Source organism: Streptomyces sp. NRRL F-5650, from assembly GCF_000721365.1.
Classification (GTDB): domain Bacteria; phylum Actinomycetota; class Actinomycetes; order Streptomycetales; family Streptomycetaceae; genus Streptomyces; species Streptomyces ardesiacus.
Genome location: NZ_JOGV01000039.1, coordinates 33,567 through 47,868 on the forward strand (window position 1 = coordinate 33,567; position 14,302 = coordinate 47,868).

The 14,302-nt window shown below is 72.9% G+C and carries 16 protein-coding genes; 6 read left to right on the plus strand and 10 right to left on the minus strand.

All coding sequences use genetic code 11. From position 1 onward, the window contains the following. Positions 1-353: 353 nt before the first annotated feature. The 3 genes from IG88_RS0128495 (at position 354) to IG88_RS0128505 (ending at position 3,280) form a co-directional block, all read left to right on the plus strand. Entirely contained in the window at positions 354-1,085 is a 732-nt protein-coding gene (locus IG88_RS0128495; protein WP_031047239.1) for a hypothetical protein, read from the plus strand. A gap of 110 nt (positions 1,086-1,195) precedes the next feature. After that, complete coding sequence (locus tag IG88_RS0128500; protein WP_031047243.1) at positions 1,196-1,897, plus strand: class F sortase; 702 nt, start codon at positions 1,196-1,198, stop codon at positions 1,895-1,897. 231 nt (positions 1,898-2,128) lie between these two features. Continuing rightward, on the plus strand, positions 2,129-3,280 hold the full coding sequence (locus tag IG88_RS0128505) for a SchA/CurD-like domain-containing protein (protein ID WP_031047247.1): 1,152 nt from the start codon (positions 2,129-2,131) through the stop codon (positions 3,278-3,280). A gap of 83 nt (positions 3,281-3,363) precedes the next feature. Here IG88_RS0128505 and IG88_RS0128510 read toward each other — a convergent pair whose 3' ends face one another. After that, positions 3,364-4,392, minus strand: a complete 1,029-nt coding sequence (locus IG88_RS0128510; RefSeq protein WP_031047250.1) for a methyltransferase — start codon at positions 4,390-4,392, stop codon at positions 3,364-3,366. 64 nt (positions 4,393-4,456) lie between these two features. Then, positions 4,457-5,527, minus strand: a complete 1,071-nt coding sequence (locus tag IG88_RS0128515) for a right-handed parallel beta-helix repeat-containing protein (protein ID WP_031047253.1) — start codon at positions 5,525-5,527, stop codon at positions 4,457-4,459. Between the two features lie 144 nt (positions 5,528-5,671). On the opposite strand from IG88_RS0128515, the gene IG88_RS0128520 reads away from it, so the two are divergent. Both IG88_RS0128520 and IG88_RS0128525 read left to right on the plus strand, forming a co-directional pair. Continuing rightward, on the plus strand, positions 5,672-6,475 hold the full coding sequence (locus tag IG88_RS0128520; protein ID WP_037836901.1) for a restriction endonuclease: 804 nt from the start codon (positions 5,672-5,674) through the stop codon (positions 6,473-6,475). Positions 6,476-6,549: 74 nt separating this feature from the next. Further along, positions 6,550-7,086 (plus strand): cysteine hydrolase family protein, encoded by a 537-nt coding sequence (locus IG88_RS0128525; protein ID WP_030403262.1) that lies wholly within the window; start codon positions 6,550-6,552, stop codon positions 7,084-7,086. Positions 7,087-7,129: 43 nt separating this feature from the next. Here IG88_RS0128525 and IG88_RS0128530 read toward each other — a convergent pair whose 3' ends face one another. Beyond that, the gene (locus tag IG88_RS0128530; RefSeq protein ID WP_031047257.1) at positions 7,130-7,621 is read right to left on the minus strand and encodes a DUF5949 family protein; all 492 of its coding nucleotides are present in this window, start codon (positions 7,619-7,621) and stop codon (positions 7,130-7,132) included. A 211-nt stretch (positions 7,622-7,832) separates the two neighbouring features. Here IG88_RS0128530 and IG88_RS0128535 point away from each other — a divergent pair, with 211 nt between their 5' ends. After that, complete coding sequence (locus tag IG88_RS0128535) at positions 7,833-8,198, plus strand: transglycosylase family protein (RefSeq protein WP_031047260.1); 366 nt, start codon at positions 7,833-7,835, stop codon at positions 8,196-8,198. A gap of 18 nt (positions 8,199-8,216) precedes the next feature. Here IG88_RS0128535 and IG88_RS0128540 read toward each other — a convergent pair whose 3' ends face one another. From IG88_RS0128540 to IG88_RS0128565, 7 genes are all read right to left on the minus strand, one after another. Continuing rightward, positions 8,217-9,539 (minus strand): LLM class flavin-dependent oxidoreductase, encoded by a 1,323-nt coding sequence (locus IG88_RS0128540; RefSeq protein ID WP_031047262.1) that lies wholly within the window; start codon positions 9,537-9,539, stop codon positions 8,217-8,219. After that, on the minus strand, positions 9,536-10,321 hold the full coding sequence (locus tag IG88_RS0128545; protein WP_031047266.1) for an ABC transporter ATP-binding protein: 786 nt from the start codon (positions 10,319-10,321) through the stop codon (positions 9,536-9,538). Before IG88_RS0128545 ends, IG88_RS0128540 begins: the two co-directional genes overlap by 4 nt. After that, positions 10,297-11,151 carry an ABC transporter permease gene (locus IG88_RS0128550; protein ID WP_031047268.1) on the minus strand — a complete coding sequence of 285 codons (855 nt, stop codon included), beginning with the start codon at positions 11,149-11,151 and terminating at the stop codon, positions 10,297-10,299. The genes IG88_RS0128545 and IG88_RS0128550 overlap by 25 nt, the downstream gene beginning before the upstream one ends. Continuing rightward, positions 11,148-12,224, minus strand: coding sequence for an ABC transporter substrate-binding protein (locus IG88_RS0128555; protein ID WP_031047271.1), 1,077 nt, complete (start codon positions 12,222-12,224; stop codon positions 11,148-11,150). Before IG88_RS0128555 ends, IG88_RS0128550 begins: the two co-directional genes overlap by 4 nt. Positions 12,225-12,300: 76 nt before the next feature. Beyond that, positions 12,301-12,375 carry a putative leader peptide gene (locus IG88_RS45345; RefSeq protein ID WP_420712106.1) on the minus strand — a complete coding sequence of 25 codons (75 nt, stop codon included), beginning with the start codon at positions 12,373-12,375 and terminating at the stop codon, positions 12,301-12,303. A gap of 86 nt (positions 12,376-12,461) precedes the next feature. Then, complete coding sequence (locus IG88_RS0128560; RefSeq protein ID WP_031047275.1) at positions 12,462-13,301, minus strand: ABC transporter ATP-binding protein; 840 nt, start codon at positions 13,299-13,301, stop codon at positions 12,462-12,464. Positions 13,302-13,508: 207 nt separating this feature from the next. Next, positions 13,509-14,237: a S1 family peptidase gene (locus IG88_RS0128565; protein WP_031047278.1), complete on the minus strand. Its 729-nt coding sequence runs from the start codon at positions 14,235-14,237 to the stop codon at positions 13,509-13,511. Positions 14,238-14,302: the final 65 nt, after the last annotated feature.

Below are 14,302 nucleotides of genomic sequence, written 5' to 3' on the forward strand. Positions count from 1 at the left end.
GCCGGAGTCCCGGAGCCGGAACGAGGTCACCGCCCCCAGCCCCGGCCGCTCAGGTCGGTCTGGAAACGAGGACCTCCCGCCCGCCGACTGGACCGGGGGAGCGGGAGCGGCGCGGGTGACGGGCCGGCCACCTGACGGCAGCCCGTCCGGTCCGAACCAACTCCGCGGCCACTGACACGTGTTGAGGCCTTCGGCGAGGAGCGGCCCCGGCACCCGGACGGGCGCCGTGTTCACCCGGCTGAGCGGCCCCAGTGGTGCGAGACGGGCGTCGGGCTGACGGTGATTCACGTCGGGGCCGGGCCCTCTCAGCTGACGAAGCGGCAGCTACCCGGTCGTGACGGAAGGAACCTCAGATGCGTTCTGCTCGCATGCTCCTGACCACGGCGGCGGCCTCGGCCGTCTTCGTCCTCGGCGCACCCGGCGCCTACGCGGCGGTCGGCGGCAACTGGGACCACGACGACTCTTCCTACAGCAAGGAGCACGACAACGGAAGCAAGCACGACGAGCCGCGCGGCGGCATGCACACCGGTGGTGGCGCGCTGGCCGCGGTGAACGAGGGCGGCCGGGGCCACGACGGCTCGGGCGACGAGCGCGGCAGCGAGAACCGGCACTCGGGCGACGAGCGCGAGGACGAGAGCGGGCACGAGAAGCCGCGCGGCGGCATGCACACCGGTGGCGGTGCGCTGGCCGCGGTGAACGAGGGCGGCCGGGGCCACGAGGACTCGGGCGACGAGCGCGGCAGCGAGAACCGGCACTCGGGCGACGAGCGCGAGGACGGAAGCCGGCACGACGAGCCGCGCGGTGGCATGCACACCGGTGGCGGTGCGCTGGCCGCGGTGAACGAGGGCGGCTGGGACGGCGGCGGCCGTGAGTCCAAGGAGGGCGGCTCGCAGACCTACCAGCAGGACGAGGGTGAGGGCTCCCGGGGCGGCGGCGACCACGAGAAGCCGCGCGGTGGCATGCACACCGGCGGTGGCGCGCTGGCCACGCCGACCACGACCGCGGGCGGACTCGCCGTCCTGGCCGTCGCCGCGACCGGCCTGTACGCCGTCCGACGCAAGAAGTCGGCTCACGGAGTGGCGTAAGCCGTGCCGGGCGCGATAGCAGCCGGGCCGCCACCCAGGAACCACGGGGCGGCCCGGCTCGCCCGCGCTCATCCGTCCGCCCTGCCGCCGCGCCCCAGTGAGGTCGTCCGATGTCCGTTCCTCCCCCCGCCCCCACCCCCCTTCCCGACGACGAGACGGCCACCGGCCAGGGCTCCCGCTCCGGCCTGATGGTGCTGTGCGGCGTGGCCCTGCTGATCCTGGCGGTGAGCCTGATCGGCGGCAACGACACGTCCGGTGACTCCTCCCGCCCCCCGCTGCCCGCGCAGCCCGGCACCACCGCATCCTCCGCCCCGCCCGCGACCGGCGGGACCGGCGGGACCGGCGGGACCGGATCCGTCCTGCCCCGGTCGAATCCCGTGCGCCTGCTGATCCCGGAGATCTCCGTCGACGCCCCCTTCACCGACCTCGCCATCGGCGACAAGGGGCAGCTCCAGCCGCCGCCCGCCGGTGACACCAACCTCGTCGGCTGGTACGCCAAGGGCGTCTCCCCCGGCGAGCGGGGCACCTCGATCATCGCCGGGCACGTGGACACCAAGACGTCCGCCGCCGTCTTCGCCCGCCTCGACCAGCTCGACAAGGGCGACAAGTTCCAGGTGGAGCGCGCGGACGGGCGCACGGCGACCTTCGTGGTCGACAGCCTGGAGACCTTCGCCAAGGACCAGTTCCCCAGTGACCGGGTCTACGGCGACGCCGCCCGGCCCGAGGTGCGGCTCATCACCTGCGCGGGCGACTACGACCACAAGGTCAAGGACTACACCGACAACCTGGTCGTCTTCGCCCACCTCGCCTGAGCCGCCCACCTGTGCCGCCCCGCCGAGCCGCCCACCTGTGCCGCCCCGCCGAGCCGCCCGCCCGGGCACCCCGCTCCGGGCCGCGCCCGCCGGCCGACCGCCGCGTGCCGGTCACCCGCCCAACGCATCCGGGTCGCGCGGCGCGGGGGCCGGCCACAGGATCGAGGCAAGCCGGCGTCGCATCACCGCGGCCGACGTTCAGCACCGCCCCGCGAAGGAGATGTGCGCCAGATGACCACCACGCCCCCCGCCGCTGCGGAACCGCTGACGCGACAGGTGTCGCACCAGGTCTCCCAGTCCGTCTTCGACGGCTCCCGCCTGCGGGTCGTCCTCCTGGTGGAGGTCTACGACGGAGCCCAGCAGCAGTTCCTCGAGACGTACGAGAACCTGCGCAGCCACGTCGAGTCCGTTCCCGGGCACATCGGCGAGCAGCTCTGCCAGTCCATCGAGAACCCCTCGCAGTGGCTCATCACCAGCGAGTGGGAGAGCGCGCCGCCGTTCCTGAACTGGGTGAGCAGCGAGGAGCACGTGCGGATGGTCAAGCCGCTGCACAGTTGCGTCCGGGACACCAGGTCGCTGCGCTTCCACGTGGTCCGCGAGACCGGCCGTGCGGCGGCCGGCGACGAGGCCGCCCGGGGCGGACTGCAGTCCGCGCCCCGCGTCGGCGACGGCGTCATCCGGCACGCGCTCACGTTCACGGTGAAGCCGGGGAGCGAGGAGCAGGTCGGCAAGATCCTCGCCGACTACGCCTCTCCCGAGCCGCGCGTGGACGACACGACGCGCCTGTGCCGTACGTCCCTGTTCCTGCACGGCAACCGGGTGGTGCGGGCCATCGAGGTGCGCGGCGACCTGCTCGCGGCCCTGCGGCACGTGGCCGAGCAGCCCGAGGTGCGGGCCGTCGAGGAGGCCATCAACCCGTACCTGGAGCAGGACCGCGACCTCGCCGACCCGGAGTCCGCCCGGGTGTTCTACACGCGGGCGGCGCTGCCCGCCGTCCACCACGTGACCGCGGGGGAGGTGGGCACGGCGGCGCAGCGGCACGCGCTGTCCTACCCGGCCCGGCCGGGCTGCGGGATGCGGCTGGCCCAGGTGCTCGCCGAGCACGACGAGGCCGCGGCGGACGATGCTCGGAGCCCCGTCCTGTGCAGCACCATCTTCCAGCGCGACGACGTCGTCGTCCGGCTGGTCGACGTACGCGGCGACCTCCACGACGGCGACCCCGCCGTGACCCTGGGCCTGCCGGACGCCGGCCGGGTGTCCGAGCTGACGACCCTCCTGGACGGCTTCACCGACGCCGGTTCCCCGACGGGCGGCGGACTCGTCCGCGCACTCGAGGGCGCCCGGATGGAGCTGGTCACCGATCGGCGCGCGCCGGAGGCCTGACCGGCCCGCACGCACAGGCGTCGGCCGCCGCACCGCTGAGTCGCGGTGCGGCGGCCGACGCCTGTGCGGGTGCGCGGGTCAGCTCACTTCGGCACCGTGCAGTCGAAGGCGTGCAGGTACGGGTTGACCGGGCGGATGTCGTCGATCACGAGGCCCGCGTCGGTCAGCCGGCCGACCATGCTGTCGGTGGTGTGCTTGGCACCGCCGACGTTGAGGAGCAGCAGCAGGTCCATGGCCGTGCTGAACCGCATCGACGGGGTGTCGTCGACGAGGTTCTCGATGACGACGACCCGGGCCCCCGGACCGCCGGCCGCGATGACGTTGCCCAGGGCGCGGGCGGTGCTGTCGTCGTCCCACTCCAGGATGTTCTTGATGACGTACACGTCGGCCCGCACGGGGATGGCCTCGCGGCAGTCGCCCGGCACGATGCGGACCCGGTCCGCGAGCGAACCGCCCTCGCGCAGGCGGGGGTCGGCGTTCTCCACCACCCGCGGCAGGTCGAGCAGGGTGCCCTGCATGGCCGGGTACTTCTCCAGCAGGCTCGCCACCACGTGCCCCTGGCCGCCGCCGATGTCGGCCACCGAGCTGCTCGCCGACAGGTCGAGGAGCGCGGCGACGTCCTGGGCCGACTGCCGGCTGGACGTGGTCATGGCCCGGTTGAAGACCTCGGCCGACTGGGGCGCGTCCTCGTTGAGGTAGGTGAAGAATTCCTTGCCGTACAGGCCCTCGACGACGTTGGAGCCGGTGCGCACCGCCTCGTCGAGCAGGGGCCAGGCGTCCCAGGTCCACGGTTCGGTGCACCACAGGGTGATGTTGCGCAGGCTGTGGGGGTCGTCCTCGCGCAGCAGCCGGGACATGTCGGTGTGCGCGAACGTCCCGTCGCGGTGCTCGGTGAAGACGCCGTAGCAGGTCAGGGCACGCAGGAGCCGGCGCAGCGGCTTGGGCTCGGTCTTCACCGCGGCCGCGAGGTCCTCCACGGCCATCGGGGTGTCGTCGAGGGCGTCGGCGACGCCGAGCCGTGCGGCCGCGCGGAGGGCGGCGGCACATGCCGCCCCGAACACGAGCTCCCTCAGCCGCATGGGCGGGGGCGGGGCAGTCTGTGCGGTCGTCATGTGCCGCTTTCCTTCCTTCTTCGGTCCATGGGCCGTCTTCGGTCCACGGGTGGTTACGGCCGGCTCAGCACAGGCCCGCGGGCTTGGACGCGCCGCAGGTGTTGCCGGTGAAGGTGTTGCTCTTGCCGGTGTCGCCGGTCCCGGCGTTGACCAGGTCGGCGGGCGAGTTGTCGCGCAGCCGGTTGCCGTTGACCTCGTTCTTCGCGTTGGCGGTGCCCACCATGCTCGCGGCCAGGACGATGCCGCCCGACATCGAGGACTTGCCCGAGTTGCCCTCCACCGTGTTGTCGGCGACCAGGACCTTCTCGACGCCGGTCAGGACGATGCCGGAGCCCTGGAGCGCCTCGAGGCGGTCGGTCTTCGGGCAGGACTTGTTGTTGCGCACGACGCGGTTGTCGCGCACGACGAGGTCACCGGCCTTGGGGGTGTTCTCGTCGCCGACGACGAACACGCCCGCGCAGTTGCCCGTGATGTCGTTGTCCGCGACGGCGAGGTTGCGCAGGCGCCGGACGGTGACGCCGACGCGGTTGCCCTCCAGCCGGTTGTGCGCGACGAGCGTGCCCTCGGTGTCGGCGGCGCCTTCCTCGGCCTTGATGTTGTTGGCGAGGAAGATGCCCGCGTCGCCGTTGTCGCGGGCGGTGTTGCCGCGGACGACGCCGTGGACGGACCGCTCCTGCGCGATGCCCCACACGCCGTTCTTCACCGCGTTGACGTTCTGGACCGTCAGCCCGTCGGTGGCCATCGAGAACACGCCGGTACGGGTGAACCCGGTCACCGTCAGGTCGGCGACGGTGACGCCCTTGACGTTCTTGTCCTTCGTGCCGATCACGCAGATGCCGTTGCCGCCCTCGGCGCACGTGTTGTCGGCCGCCTTCTCGGTGCCGGGCTGGATGACCGTGCTGCGGCCCACACCCCGCAGGGTGAGCCCGGGGGTGCTCACCTTGACGCTCTCGCGGTAGACGCCGGGCGTGACGAGGACGGTGTCGCCGGAGCGGGCGGCGTCCACCGCCTTCTGGATCGACTGCCCGGGGTGGACCAGGTGGGTCCGGGGGACGGAGGACGCCGGGGCCGCACCGAGCCCCGTCCCGATCATCGCTGCGGTGCACACGAGGTACACGACATGGCATTTCTTCATATTCGAGAAGGTATGCCTGACATATTCCCCGACCGCCGGGATGAGCCATCCGACGGCGTGTCACGAACGGGCGCTGAACCCGTGCTTCTTGGGCACAAGGCGTACGTGATCTTCATGTCGGCCACCCGGGGAGGAACGACCACCGTGACCGTGCCCGAACACCGTGCCCGCGGCAGACGCGCGGGGCGCCGCTTCGACCTGCGGGCGACCACCGTGACCTTCGGTCTCGCCGCCCTCGCCCTGGTCCTGCTGGGATGGGCCGCGCGCATGGCGCTCGACGCGGCGCAGCGGCGACCGGTCTGGGTGTTCGTCCTGGTGCTCGGGGCGGTCACGGCCGTGCTCCTGCGCCGTCGCACACGCGGCCGGCCCGTCGCGGCACGGGCGGCCCTGCGGACCACGGACGCCCTGGCGGCGGCCACGGCGACGACACTGGACGCGCTGGAGCAGGACCGCGAGCCGGCACCGGCACCGGCACCGTACGCGCGCGGGGAGCAGACCACCGTGGCCGTCGTCCCCGCCGGGGACGAGGAACTCACCCCCGACGAGTTCGAGGAGGCGATAGCCGACCTGTGCCGGCGGGACGGCTGCGTCGACGTCGAGGTCGTGGGCGGGGCGGGCGACCTCGGCGCCGACGTGCTGGCGGTGGCGCCCGACGGCCGGCGGGTCGTCATCCAGTGCAAGCGCTACAGCGAGGACCACAAGGTGGGCTCCCAGGACCTCCAGCGCTTCGGCGGCACCTGCTTCACCGTGCACGAGGCCGACGTGGCGGTCCTCGTCGCCAGCACCGGGTTCACCGCACCGGCGGCGGACTACGCCGAGCAGTGCGGCATAGTCTGCGTGGACGCCCAGTGGCTGCGCGACTGGCGCGAGGGCGGTGGACCGGTGCCCTGGGAACCGCTCCCGCCCGGACCGGACGAGGCGCGGCCCTCCGGCGGCGCGTCGTGGTGAGCCGGGCGGCTCGCCCGCCCGCGGTCGGCGGGTGGAGCGGGGATTCCGCGCCCCGCGGTGGCAACCTGGGCGGCATGGGCAAGACCGCGCTGATCGTCATCGACATGATCAACACCTACGACCACGAGGACGCCGAGTTCCTGATCCCCGCCGTGGAATCCGTACTGCCGCGGGTGACCGGCCTGTTGGAGCGGGCGCGACGGCAAGGCGTCCCCGTGATCTACGTCAACGACAATTTCGGGGAGTGGCGCTCGCACCACGGCGAAATCCTCGACAAGGCCCTCTCGGGACCGCACTCCCGGCTCGTCGAGCCGCTGAAGCCGGACGAGTCCTCGCTCTTCGTGGTCAAGGCACGCCACTCGATCTTCTTCGAGACCCCGCTGACCTATCTGCTCCACCAGCAGGGCATCGACCGGCTGGTGCTGTGCGGGCAGGTGACCGAGCAGTGCGTGCTCTACTCGGCCCTCGACGCGCACATCCGCCATCTGCAGGTCATCGTGCCGCGCGACGCGGTCGCCCACATCCACGCCGATCTGGCGGACGCGGCGCTGCGCATGATGGAGCGGAACATGGGCGCCCGGGTGTGCGACAGCGGCGAGTTGTGGACGTGAGACGACCCGACGCCGCGGGGTGGGCGGAGCGGGCGCCCGCCCGTCAGGTCCGCAGGCTGCGTACCGGCAGGACGACCTGAGCGGCGGTGGAGAGCGTGTCCTCGTGGTTGGCGAAGGCGGCGACTGTCGCGGCGTCGCCGGTCTCGCCCCCGGGCCAGGGGCGGGTGGCGAAGATGAGGCAGGCGTACCCTCGTTCGCCGGCCGCCGCCCGCCACTGCGGGGTGGGGGCGAACTGGGCGCTGACGCCCGGCATGGTGAGCGCCGCGGCACCCGGCACGACCAGCAGGCTGATCGGCAGGGCGGGCAGGACGGTGCCGTCGACGACGCCGTCGCCGCCCACGGCGAGACCGGAGCGGCTGAGCAGTCCCTCGACGGCGGCCGGGGTCGCCTCGGGGCCGCCCGCCCCGTCGCCGAGGGAGCAGGCGAGGAGGAAGGGGACGGCGCCGTCGGGCGTGTCACGGCTCCAGGACATGATGACGAGCGTTCCGAGGTCGGCGGTACGCAGGGGGCGCGGGGCAGTGGAGATCGAGGTCATCGCGAAACCGTAAGCGGGCGCGGGCGCGCACCCGCCCGGCCGTCACCCGACTGGACGACACCCTCGCGGTTCTTCACACGAACGAGGGGCGTCCGCCGCCCGGTCCCTCTCGTGCGGCGGAGCGCGGGCAGGGTGAGTTCGTGGTCCGACCGGGCCAAGGCGGGGCGCTGTTGAGCGGCGGACCCCGGTCGTCTGGTGTAGCAGTGATCTTATGATCCGTAGACGAAATGATCGTCGGAGCGGCGTGCGCGGTTCGCGTGGCTGCAGGCTCCGCACCGCCGCGGCGACCCTGGTCGCCGCCACCGCCCTCGGCGCGACCGGCCAGGCGGTGGCCGCGCCGTCGGCGCCGCTGCGTACCGACTGGGACGCCATCGCCGCCTGCGAGTCCAGCGGCAACTGGCAGGCGAACACCGGCAACGGCTACTACGGCGGGCTGCAGTTCGCGCCGTCGAGCTGGGCCGCGGCCGGGGGCCTCGAGTACGCGCCGCGCGCGGACCTCGCCAGCCGCGCCGAGCAGATCGCCGTGGCCGAACGCCTCGCGCGGATGCAGGGGATGGGCGCCTGGGGCTGCGCCTGACCGCAGCCCCAGGCGCCCTCAGCGGACGGGTTCCGTGGCCGGCCGCGGCAGACCGTAGTGCTCGCGCAGTGTGCTGCCCTCGTACGTGCCGCGGAACAGGCCCCGTTGCCGCAGGATCGGTACCACGTGGTCGGCGAAGAGGTCGAAGCCACCGGTCAGCCAGGGCGGCATGATGTTGAAGCCGTCGGCCGCCCCGTGCTCGAACCACTCCTGGAGCTGGTCGGCGACCTGCTCGGGAGTGCCCGCCACCACCCGGTGACCACGTGCGCCCGCGAGCCGGTGCAGCAGTTGGCGCACGGTGGGCTGTTCGCGGTCGACGATGTCAAGGACCAGCCGGAAGCGGCTGCCGTTGCCGCGCTCGCCCCGCGTCTCGACGAGCTGCCGGGGGACCGGGCCGTCCAGCTCGGCGGTGCTCAGCTCCAGTCCCAGCAGGCGCTGGAGCAGGTGGAGCGAGTACTCGGGCTGGGTGAGGTCGTCGAACTCCTTGTGCAGCGCCCGTGCCTCCGCCTCGGTCGAGCCGATGAACGGGCTCATGCCGGGCAGGACGAGCAACCGGCCGGGATCGCGGCCCAGCGCCGCGGCCCGGGCCTTGAGGTCGGCGTAGAACTCCTGGCCGCTGCGCAGCGTCTGGTGGGCCGTGAACACGGCTTCGGCGTACGCGGCGGCGAAGGAACGGCCGTCCTGCGACGAACCGGCCTGGACGTAGACCGGGCGGCCCTGCGGCGAGCGCGGCAGGTTCAGCGGTCCGCGCACCTTCAGGTGGCGGCCCGCGTGGTTGATCTCGTGGATGCGCCCGGTGTCCGCGAAGACGCCGGTCTTCTGGTCGACGACCAGTGCCTCGTCCTCCCAGCTGTCCCACAGCTTGGTGACGACCTCCACGAACTCCCGTGCGCGGTCGTACCGTTCGGCGTGCACGGGGTGCTCGTCCAGGCCGAAGTTGCCGGCGGCCTGCGGGGCGCCGGTGGTGACGATGTTCCAGCCCGCCCGGCCCCTGCTGAGATGGTCGAGCGAGGAGAAGAGCCGGGCCAGGTTGTACGGCTCGGTGTAGGTGGTCGACGCGGTGGCGATCAGGCCGATGCGTTCGGTGGCGGCGGCGATCGCCGACAGCCACGTCAGGGGTTCGAGCCGGAAGCGGCTCGCGTAGCGCACGTTGTCCGCGAGGGAGGGGCCGTCGGCGAAGAACACGGCGTCGAAGGCGGCCGCCTCGGCGCGGCGGGCGAGATCCTGGTAGAAGCCGATGTCCAGGAATCGGCCGGGGTCGGTGCCGTGGTGGCGCCAGGCGGCCTCGTGGTGTCCGCCCGGGTAGACGAACAGGTTGAGGTGCAGCTTCCGGACGCTCATGCCGCCTTCCCTTCGTCGGTCGCGTCGGTCTCGTCCACACCTGCGGCGGTGTCCACGCCGAGCTGGGCCAGCAGCCGGGCGCGCAGGGCCGTGTACGCGGCGCCGGCGTGCGGGCGCGGGGCCGGCAGCTCCACGGGGAGGTCGGCCGCGATGCGGCCCCGGTCCAGCACCACGACCCGGTCCGCCAGCGCGACGGCCTCGTCGACGTCGTGGGTGACCAGCAGCACGGCGGGCCGGTGCCGCTCGCACAGACGGCGCAGCAGCGCGTGCATCCGGGTCCGGGTCAGCGCGTCCAGCGCGCCGAACGGCTCGTCGGCGAGAAGCAGTTGCGGCTCGCGGACGAGGGAGCGGGCGAGCGAGACGCGCTGCTGCTCACCGCCCGAAAGCTCGACGGGCCAGGCACGCTCGCGCCCGGCCAGCCCGACTTCGGCGAGCGCGTCCCGGCCCCGGTCCGCGGCGAGGGGCCCGGACAGGCCGAGGACGACGTTGTCCAGCAGCCGCTTCCAGGGCAGCAGCCGCGCGTCCTGGAAGACGACGGACACGTGCTCGGGTGCGGTCAGCCCGCCGCTGCCCGCCACCTCGTGGTCGAGCCCCGCAAGGGCGCGCAGCAGCGTGCTCTTTCCGGAACCGCTGCGGCCGAGCAGTGCCACGAACTCACCGGGTGCGATCGACAGGTCGAGCCCGTCCAGCACCCTGCGGTCGCCGAAGGAACGCACCAGGTTCTCGATGCGGACCGCCGCGCGGTCCCCGGCCGTCCTCAGCCCGCCAGCGTGCGTCGCCACGACAGGGCCCTCCTCTCCACGAGCCGTACGAGTGCGTCGGAGGCCAGGCCGAGCAGGCCGTACACGACCAGGCCGACGATGATGACGTCGGTCTGCCCGTACGTCCGGGCCAGCTCCATCATGTAGCCGATGCCGCTGGTGGCGTTGACCTGTTCCACCACCACCAGGGCCAGCCAGGCCGAGGTCACCGCGAACCGCATGCCCAGCAGGAAGCCGGGCAGGGCGCCGGGGAGCACGACGTGCCGGACGAAGGCGGACCGGCCCAGGCGTACCGTCTCGGCGAGTTCCGCGTAGCGGCTGTCGATGGTGCGCAGACCGTTGTGCGTGTGGATGTACACCGGCACGAGCACGCCGAGGGCGATCGTGACGACCTTCATCGTCTCGCCGATGCCGAACCACAGGATCAGCAACGGGATCAGGGCCAGCGAGGGAATGGACCGCTTGATCTGCACGGGGCCGTCGATCAGCGCCTCGCCGATCCGGCTGAGCCCGGAGACGAGCGCGAGCACCAGCCCGGCCGCCACGCCGAACAGGAGCCCCAGCAGGGCGCGTTGGGCTGAGGTGCCGAGGTGGGACTGGAGCTTGCCGCTGTCGGCGAGATCACCCGCGGTGGCGGCGACGGTCCACGGCGCGGGCAGCGCGCGGACGTCGAAGAACCCGAGTCCCGAGCCGGCCGCCCACAGCACGAGCAGCAGCACCGGGCCGATCGCCCAGCCGTACGGGACGGGCCTGCCGGGGCCCAGGCGTTTGCGGCGGGTGCGTCCGGGGCGGAGCGCGGCCGGTGCGGGCGGCGCCTGGGGTGCCTGTTTCCCCATGGCCGTGGTGCTCATGACCGGTTCTCCTCTCCGGCGACGGCCCGCGCGGCCACCGTCTCGTAGCGGCGGTCGAAGAGCAGGCCCGCGTCGAAGGGTTCGCGGTCCTGTTCCTTCGCCAGCAGGTCGATGGTCCGCTGCTGCCGGTGGACGGCCTCGGTCCAGTCCGCGGGCAGGTCCGGGCGGCCGGCACGCCGCACGAGGTATGCGCCGTCCTCGCGGCTGAGGCCCTGGTCCTTCACGTAATAGCCCGCCACCCATTCCTCCGGGTGCCGGTAGATCCAGGTCTGGGCCCGCGCCCAGAACTTCACGAGTTCACGGACGGCAGCCGATTTCCCGGCGTCGGCCACGGAGTCCGTCAGCGCCCACAGATGCGCCGGGTCGTCCCGGAGGCCGTGCTTGATCGTCGCGCCGCCCTCCTTTCCGTAATGCGCCAGATACCGCTTGATGTTGACGTCCGCGATGGGTGCGGCGTCCACCTGTCGGTTGCCCAGGGCCGTGGGATAGACGTCTCCGGTGCTGGCGAGTTCGACGAGTTCGACGTCCTGCTGGGTGAGGCCGGCTTTCTGCAGGATGCGCAGCACGAGGGCGCCCTGGGCCTGCCCGGGGCTGTAGGCGATCTTCTTCCCCCGCAGGTCCGCGAGTGACTTGATGCCGGAACCCGGGGCCGTGCCCAGTTCGTAGACGGGGTTCTCCAGAGGGTCCGCCCGGAACTTCACCGCCACGAGCTTGGTGTCCAGACCCGTCCAGTGCGCGTTGATCGCCGGGATGTCCGCGGCCGAGCAGACGTCGAGGGCGCCGGCGCGGAACGCCTCCGAGCACTGGGGTCCGCCGCTGATGTTGGCCCACTTCACCTTGAAGGGGAGCTGGTCGATCCGGCCCGACAGTTCGAGGGCGACCTTGAGGTCGGGTGCCCCGACCGTGAGCGTGGTGTCACGGTCGGCCGAGGCCGGGATCGGCCGGTCCGAGAGGTCCCTGCCGTCCGGCGAGGACTGCGCCGGGGTCACGCAGGACGCCAGGAGGAACGGAAGGGCGAGGACGGCCGGGAGGGAAAGGCGCCGGTGTCCGGGCATGCGTGTGCGAGAGGTCATGACGGCCTTCACGGGATGCGGGAGAAGGAAAAAGGGGCAGTCGAGCCGTGGAGTTCGGCGGGGGCCGGTGTGGAGTTCAGCTACACACCGCGGTCGCGACGCGCATCAGATCGATCGCGCGCCGCTTCGTGAACTGCCGGTGGTTCCGCATGCCGTGGACGCTAGCCAGGGGGGTGAAACGCGGTCAAGGTGTGCCGGCGGGCCCCACCGGGACCGCAACGACACCTTCGCGGGCCGTCATGTTCCGGAAACGCGCCGCCCCGAATAGGCAGACCAGCGGCCGTCCCGTCGGGTCACCGTGATGTCCCGGCCGAAACAGGAAGTCAACAGGGGGTCGGTGAGGACGTCGTCCACCGTGCCCCGGGACAGGATCCGGCCCTCGCGCAGCAGCAGGGCGTGGCTGACCGCCGGGAACAGTTCCTCCAGATGATGGGTGACCGTCACGGTGGCCAACTGCGGCCTCCCTTCGGCCAGTTGGTGCATCGCCTCGACGAGGTCCTCGCGGGAGGGGAGGTCCAGGGCGTTGAACGGCTCGTCCAGCAGGAGCAGGGCCGGATCGGCCATCAGCGCCCGCGCGATCAGGACCCGCGCCCGCTGCCCGCCCGAGCAGACACCGTACGGCCGGTCGGCCAGCTCCTTGACGCCCAGCTCGGTCAGGAGGTCCCGGGCGCGCAGCCGCACCTCCTCGCCGTACGTCCGCCACAGGGGCTGCACGGTGCCGCTGTGGCCGGTGAGCACGACCGCGTGGGCGGTGAGGTCCTGCGGCACCCGCTGGGCCGAGTTGACGTGGCCGATGCGTGCCCGCAGCTCACGGACGTCCACCCGGCCCAGCCGGCTGCCGAGGACCTCGACCGTGCCCGTGGTGGGGTGCATGAGCGCGCCGAGCAGTCGCAGCAGGGTGGTCTTTCCGGCGCCGTTGGCCCCCAGCAGTGCCCAGTGCTCGCCCGGCCGGACCGTCCAGTCGACGGCGTCGAGGATCAACTGGTCCGTGGTGAAGCGGCGCACGCTCACGTCCTGGAGCCGCAGCACGGCCGCCGCTTGCTCGTTCTCCCGGGAGATGGCTGTCTGGCCGGTCATGCCGTGGCTCCTTCGCGCGCGGGACACCCGTGGTCGGTCACCGTGCACACTAGATGTAGCCACCACCCGCCCGCCGGGCCGTCCGTTTCCTGGACGGCCGGCGGGCGGGCGGGTGGCCCCGGCCGTGGGCGGCTCGGGACGGCCGCGGGGCCCCGTGCCCGGCTCCGCGGTGACGGAGGCGGGCACGGGACCCGGGAGCGGGAGGCGTCAGACGCCCGCCACCGACTGGATCCAGGAGCGGTAGGCGGTGACGTTGGTGTACGCCGTGGTGCTCTGCCGGTCGCTGGTCGAGGCGACGCCCACCTGGACGCCGCCGGCCATCATCGGTCCGCCGGAGTCGCCGCCCGCGGTGATGCCGTCGACGGGGCGGGCGCATATCGCCTGGCCGTTGTAGGCGTCGTAGCAGCCCTGGGTGACGCTCACGTTGGCGACCTTGAGGTACTGGGACTGGCAGTTGATCTCCGAGCCGCACCGGGAGGTCGCGCCCCAGCCGTAGACCTGCACGGTCTGGCCGACCTGCACCGTGCCCGGCCGGCCGAGCGGGGCGTAGGTGGCGGAGACGGAGCGGTCGAGCCGGACCAGCGCGAGGTCCGCCGACGGGCTGGTGACGGTCTGCACGCCGTTGGCCACCGTGCCGCCGGAGCCCTGGTCGAGACTGCCGATGCGGAAGGCGAGGCCGCCGCCGCTGACGCAGTGCTTGGCGGTGAGGATCCAGGTGGGGGAGATGATGGTCGAGGTGCAGGTCTGCTGGCCGTTGGAGAACAGCCGCGCCGCCCAGGGGGCGTTCTGCGCGTAGCCGCCGCCGATGATCGGCTGGGGGCCGCCGTCACCGGGCCGGGGCTCCACCGCCGAGGCGGTCGGGGCGAGGGCGAGGGCGGACAGCAGCGCGGCCACGACGGCGGCCAGCAGGGCGGGGACGAGTCTCGTTGTTCGCAAGGCTCCTCGATTCCGACGGCACGCGCCGGGGCGCGTGCTGGTGTGTGGGGGCGCCCACAGCATGC

Bases quoted from the DNA above. Each gene is read 5' to 3' on its own strand.
- IG88_RS0128495 (WP_031047239.1), top strand. From the start codon at position 354: ATGCGTTCTGCTCGCATGCTCCTGACCACGGCGGCGGCCTCGGCCGTC.
- IG88_RS0128500 (WP_031047243.1), top strand. From the start codon at position 1,196: ATGTCCGTTCCTCCCCCCGCCCCCACCCCCCTTCCCGACGACGAGACG.
- IG88_RS0128505 (WP_031047247.1), top strand. From the start codon at position 2,129: ATGACCACCACGCCCCCCGCCGCTGCGGAACCGCTGACGCGACAGGTG.
- IG88_RS0128510 (WP_031047250.1), bottom strand. From the start codon at position 4,392: ATGACGACCGCACAGACTGCCCCGCCCCCGCCCATGCGGCTGAGGGAG.
- IG88_RS0128515 (WP_031047253.1), bottom strand. From the start codon at position 5,527: ATGAAGAAATGCCATGTCGTGTACCTCGTGTGCACCGCAGCGATGATC.
- IG88_RS0128525 (WP_030403262.1), top strand. From the start codon at position 6,550: ATGGGCAAGACCGCGCTGATCGTCATCGACATGATCAACACCTACGAC.
- IG88_RS0128530 (WP_031047257.1), bottom strand. From the start codon at position 7,621: ATGACCTCGATCTCCACTGCCCCGCGCCCCCTGCGTACCGCCGACCTC.
- IG88_RS0128535 (WP_031047260.1), top strand. From the start codon at position 7,833: ATGATCCGTAGACGAAATGATCGTCGGAGCGGCGTGCGCGGTTCGCGT.
- IG88_RS0128540 (WP_031047262.1), bottom strand. From the start codon at position 9,539: ATGAGCGTCCGGAAGCTGCACCTCAACCTGTTCGTCTACCCGGGCGGA.
- IG88_RS0128550 (WP_031047268.1), bottom strand. From the start codon at position 11,151: ATGAGCACCACGGCCATGGGGAAACAGGCACCCCAGGCGCCGCCCGCA.
- IG88_RS0128555 (WP_031047271.1), bottom strand. From the start codon at position 12,224: ATGACCTCTCGCACACGCATGCCCGGACACCGGCGCCTTTCCCTCCCG.
- IG88_RS0128560 (WP_031047275.1), bottom strand. From the start codon at position 13,301: ATGACCGGCCAGACAGCCATCTCCCGGGAGAACGAGCAAGCGGCGGCC.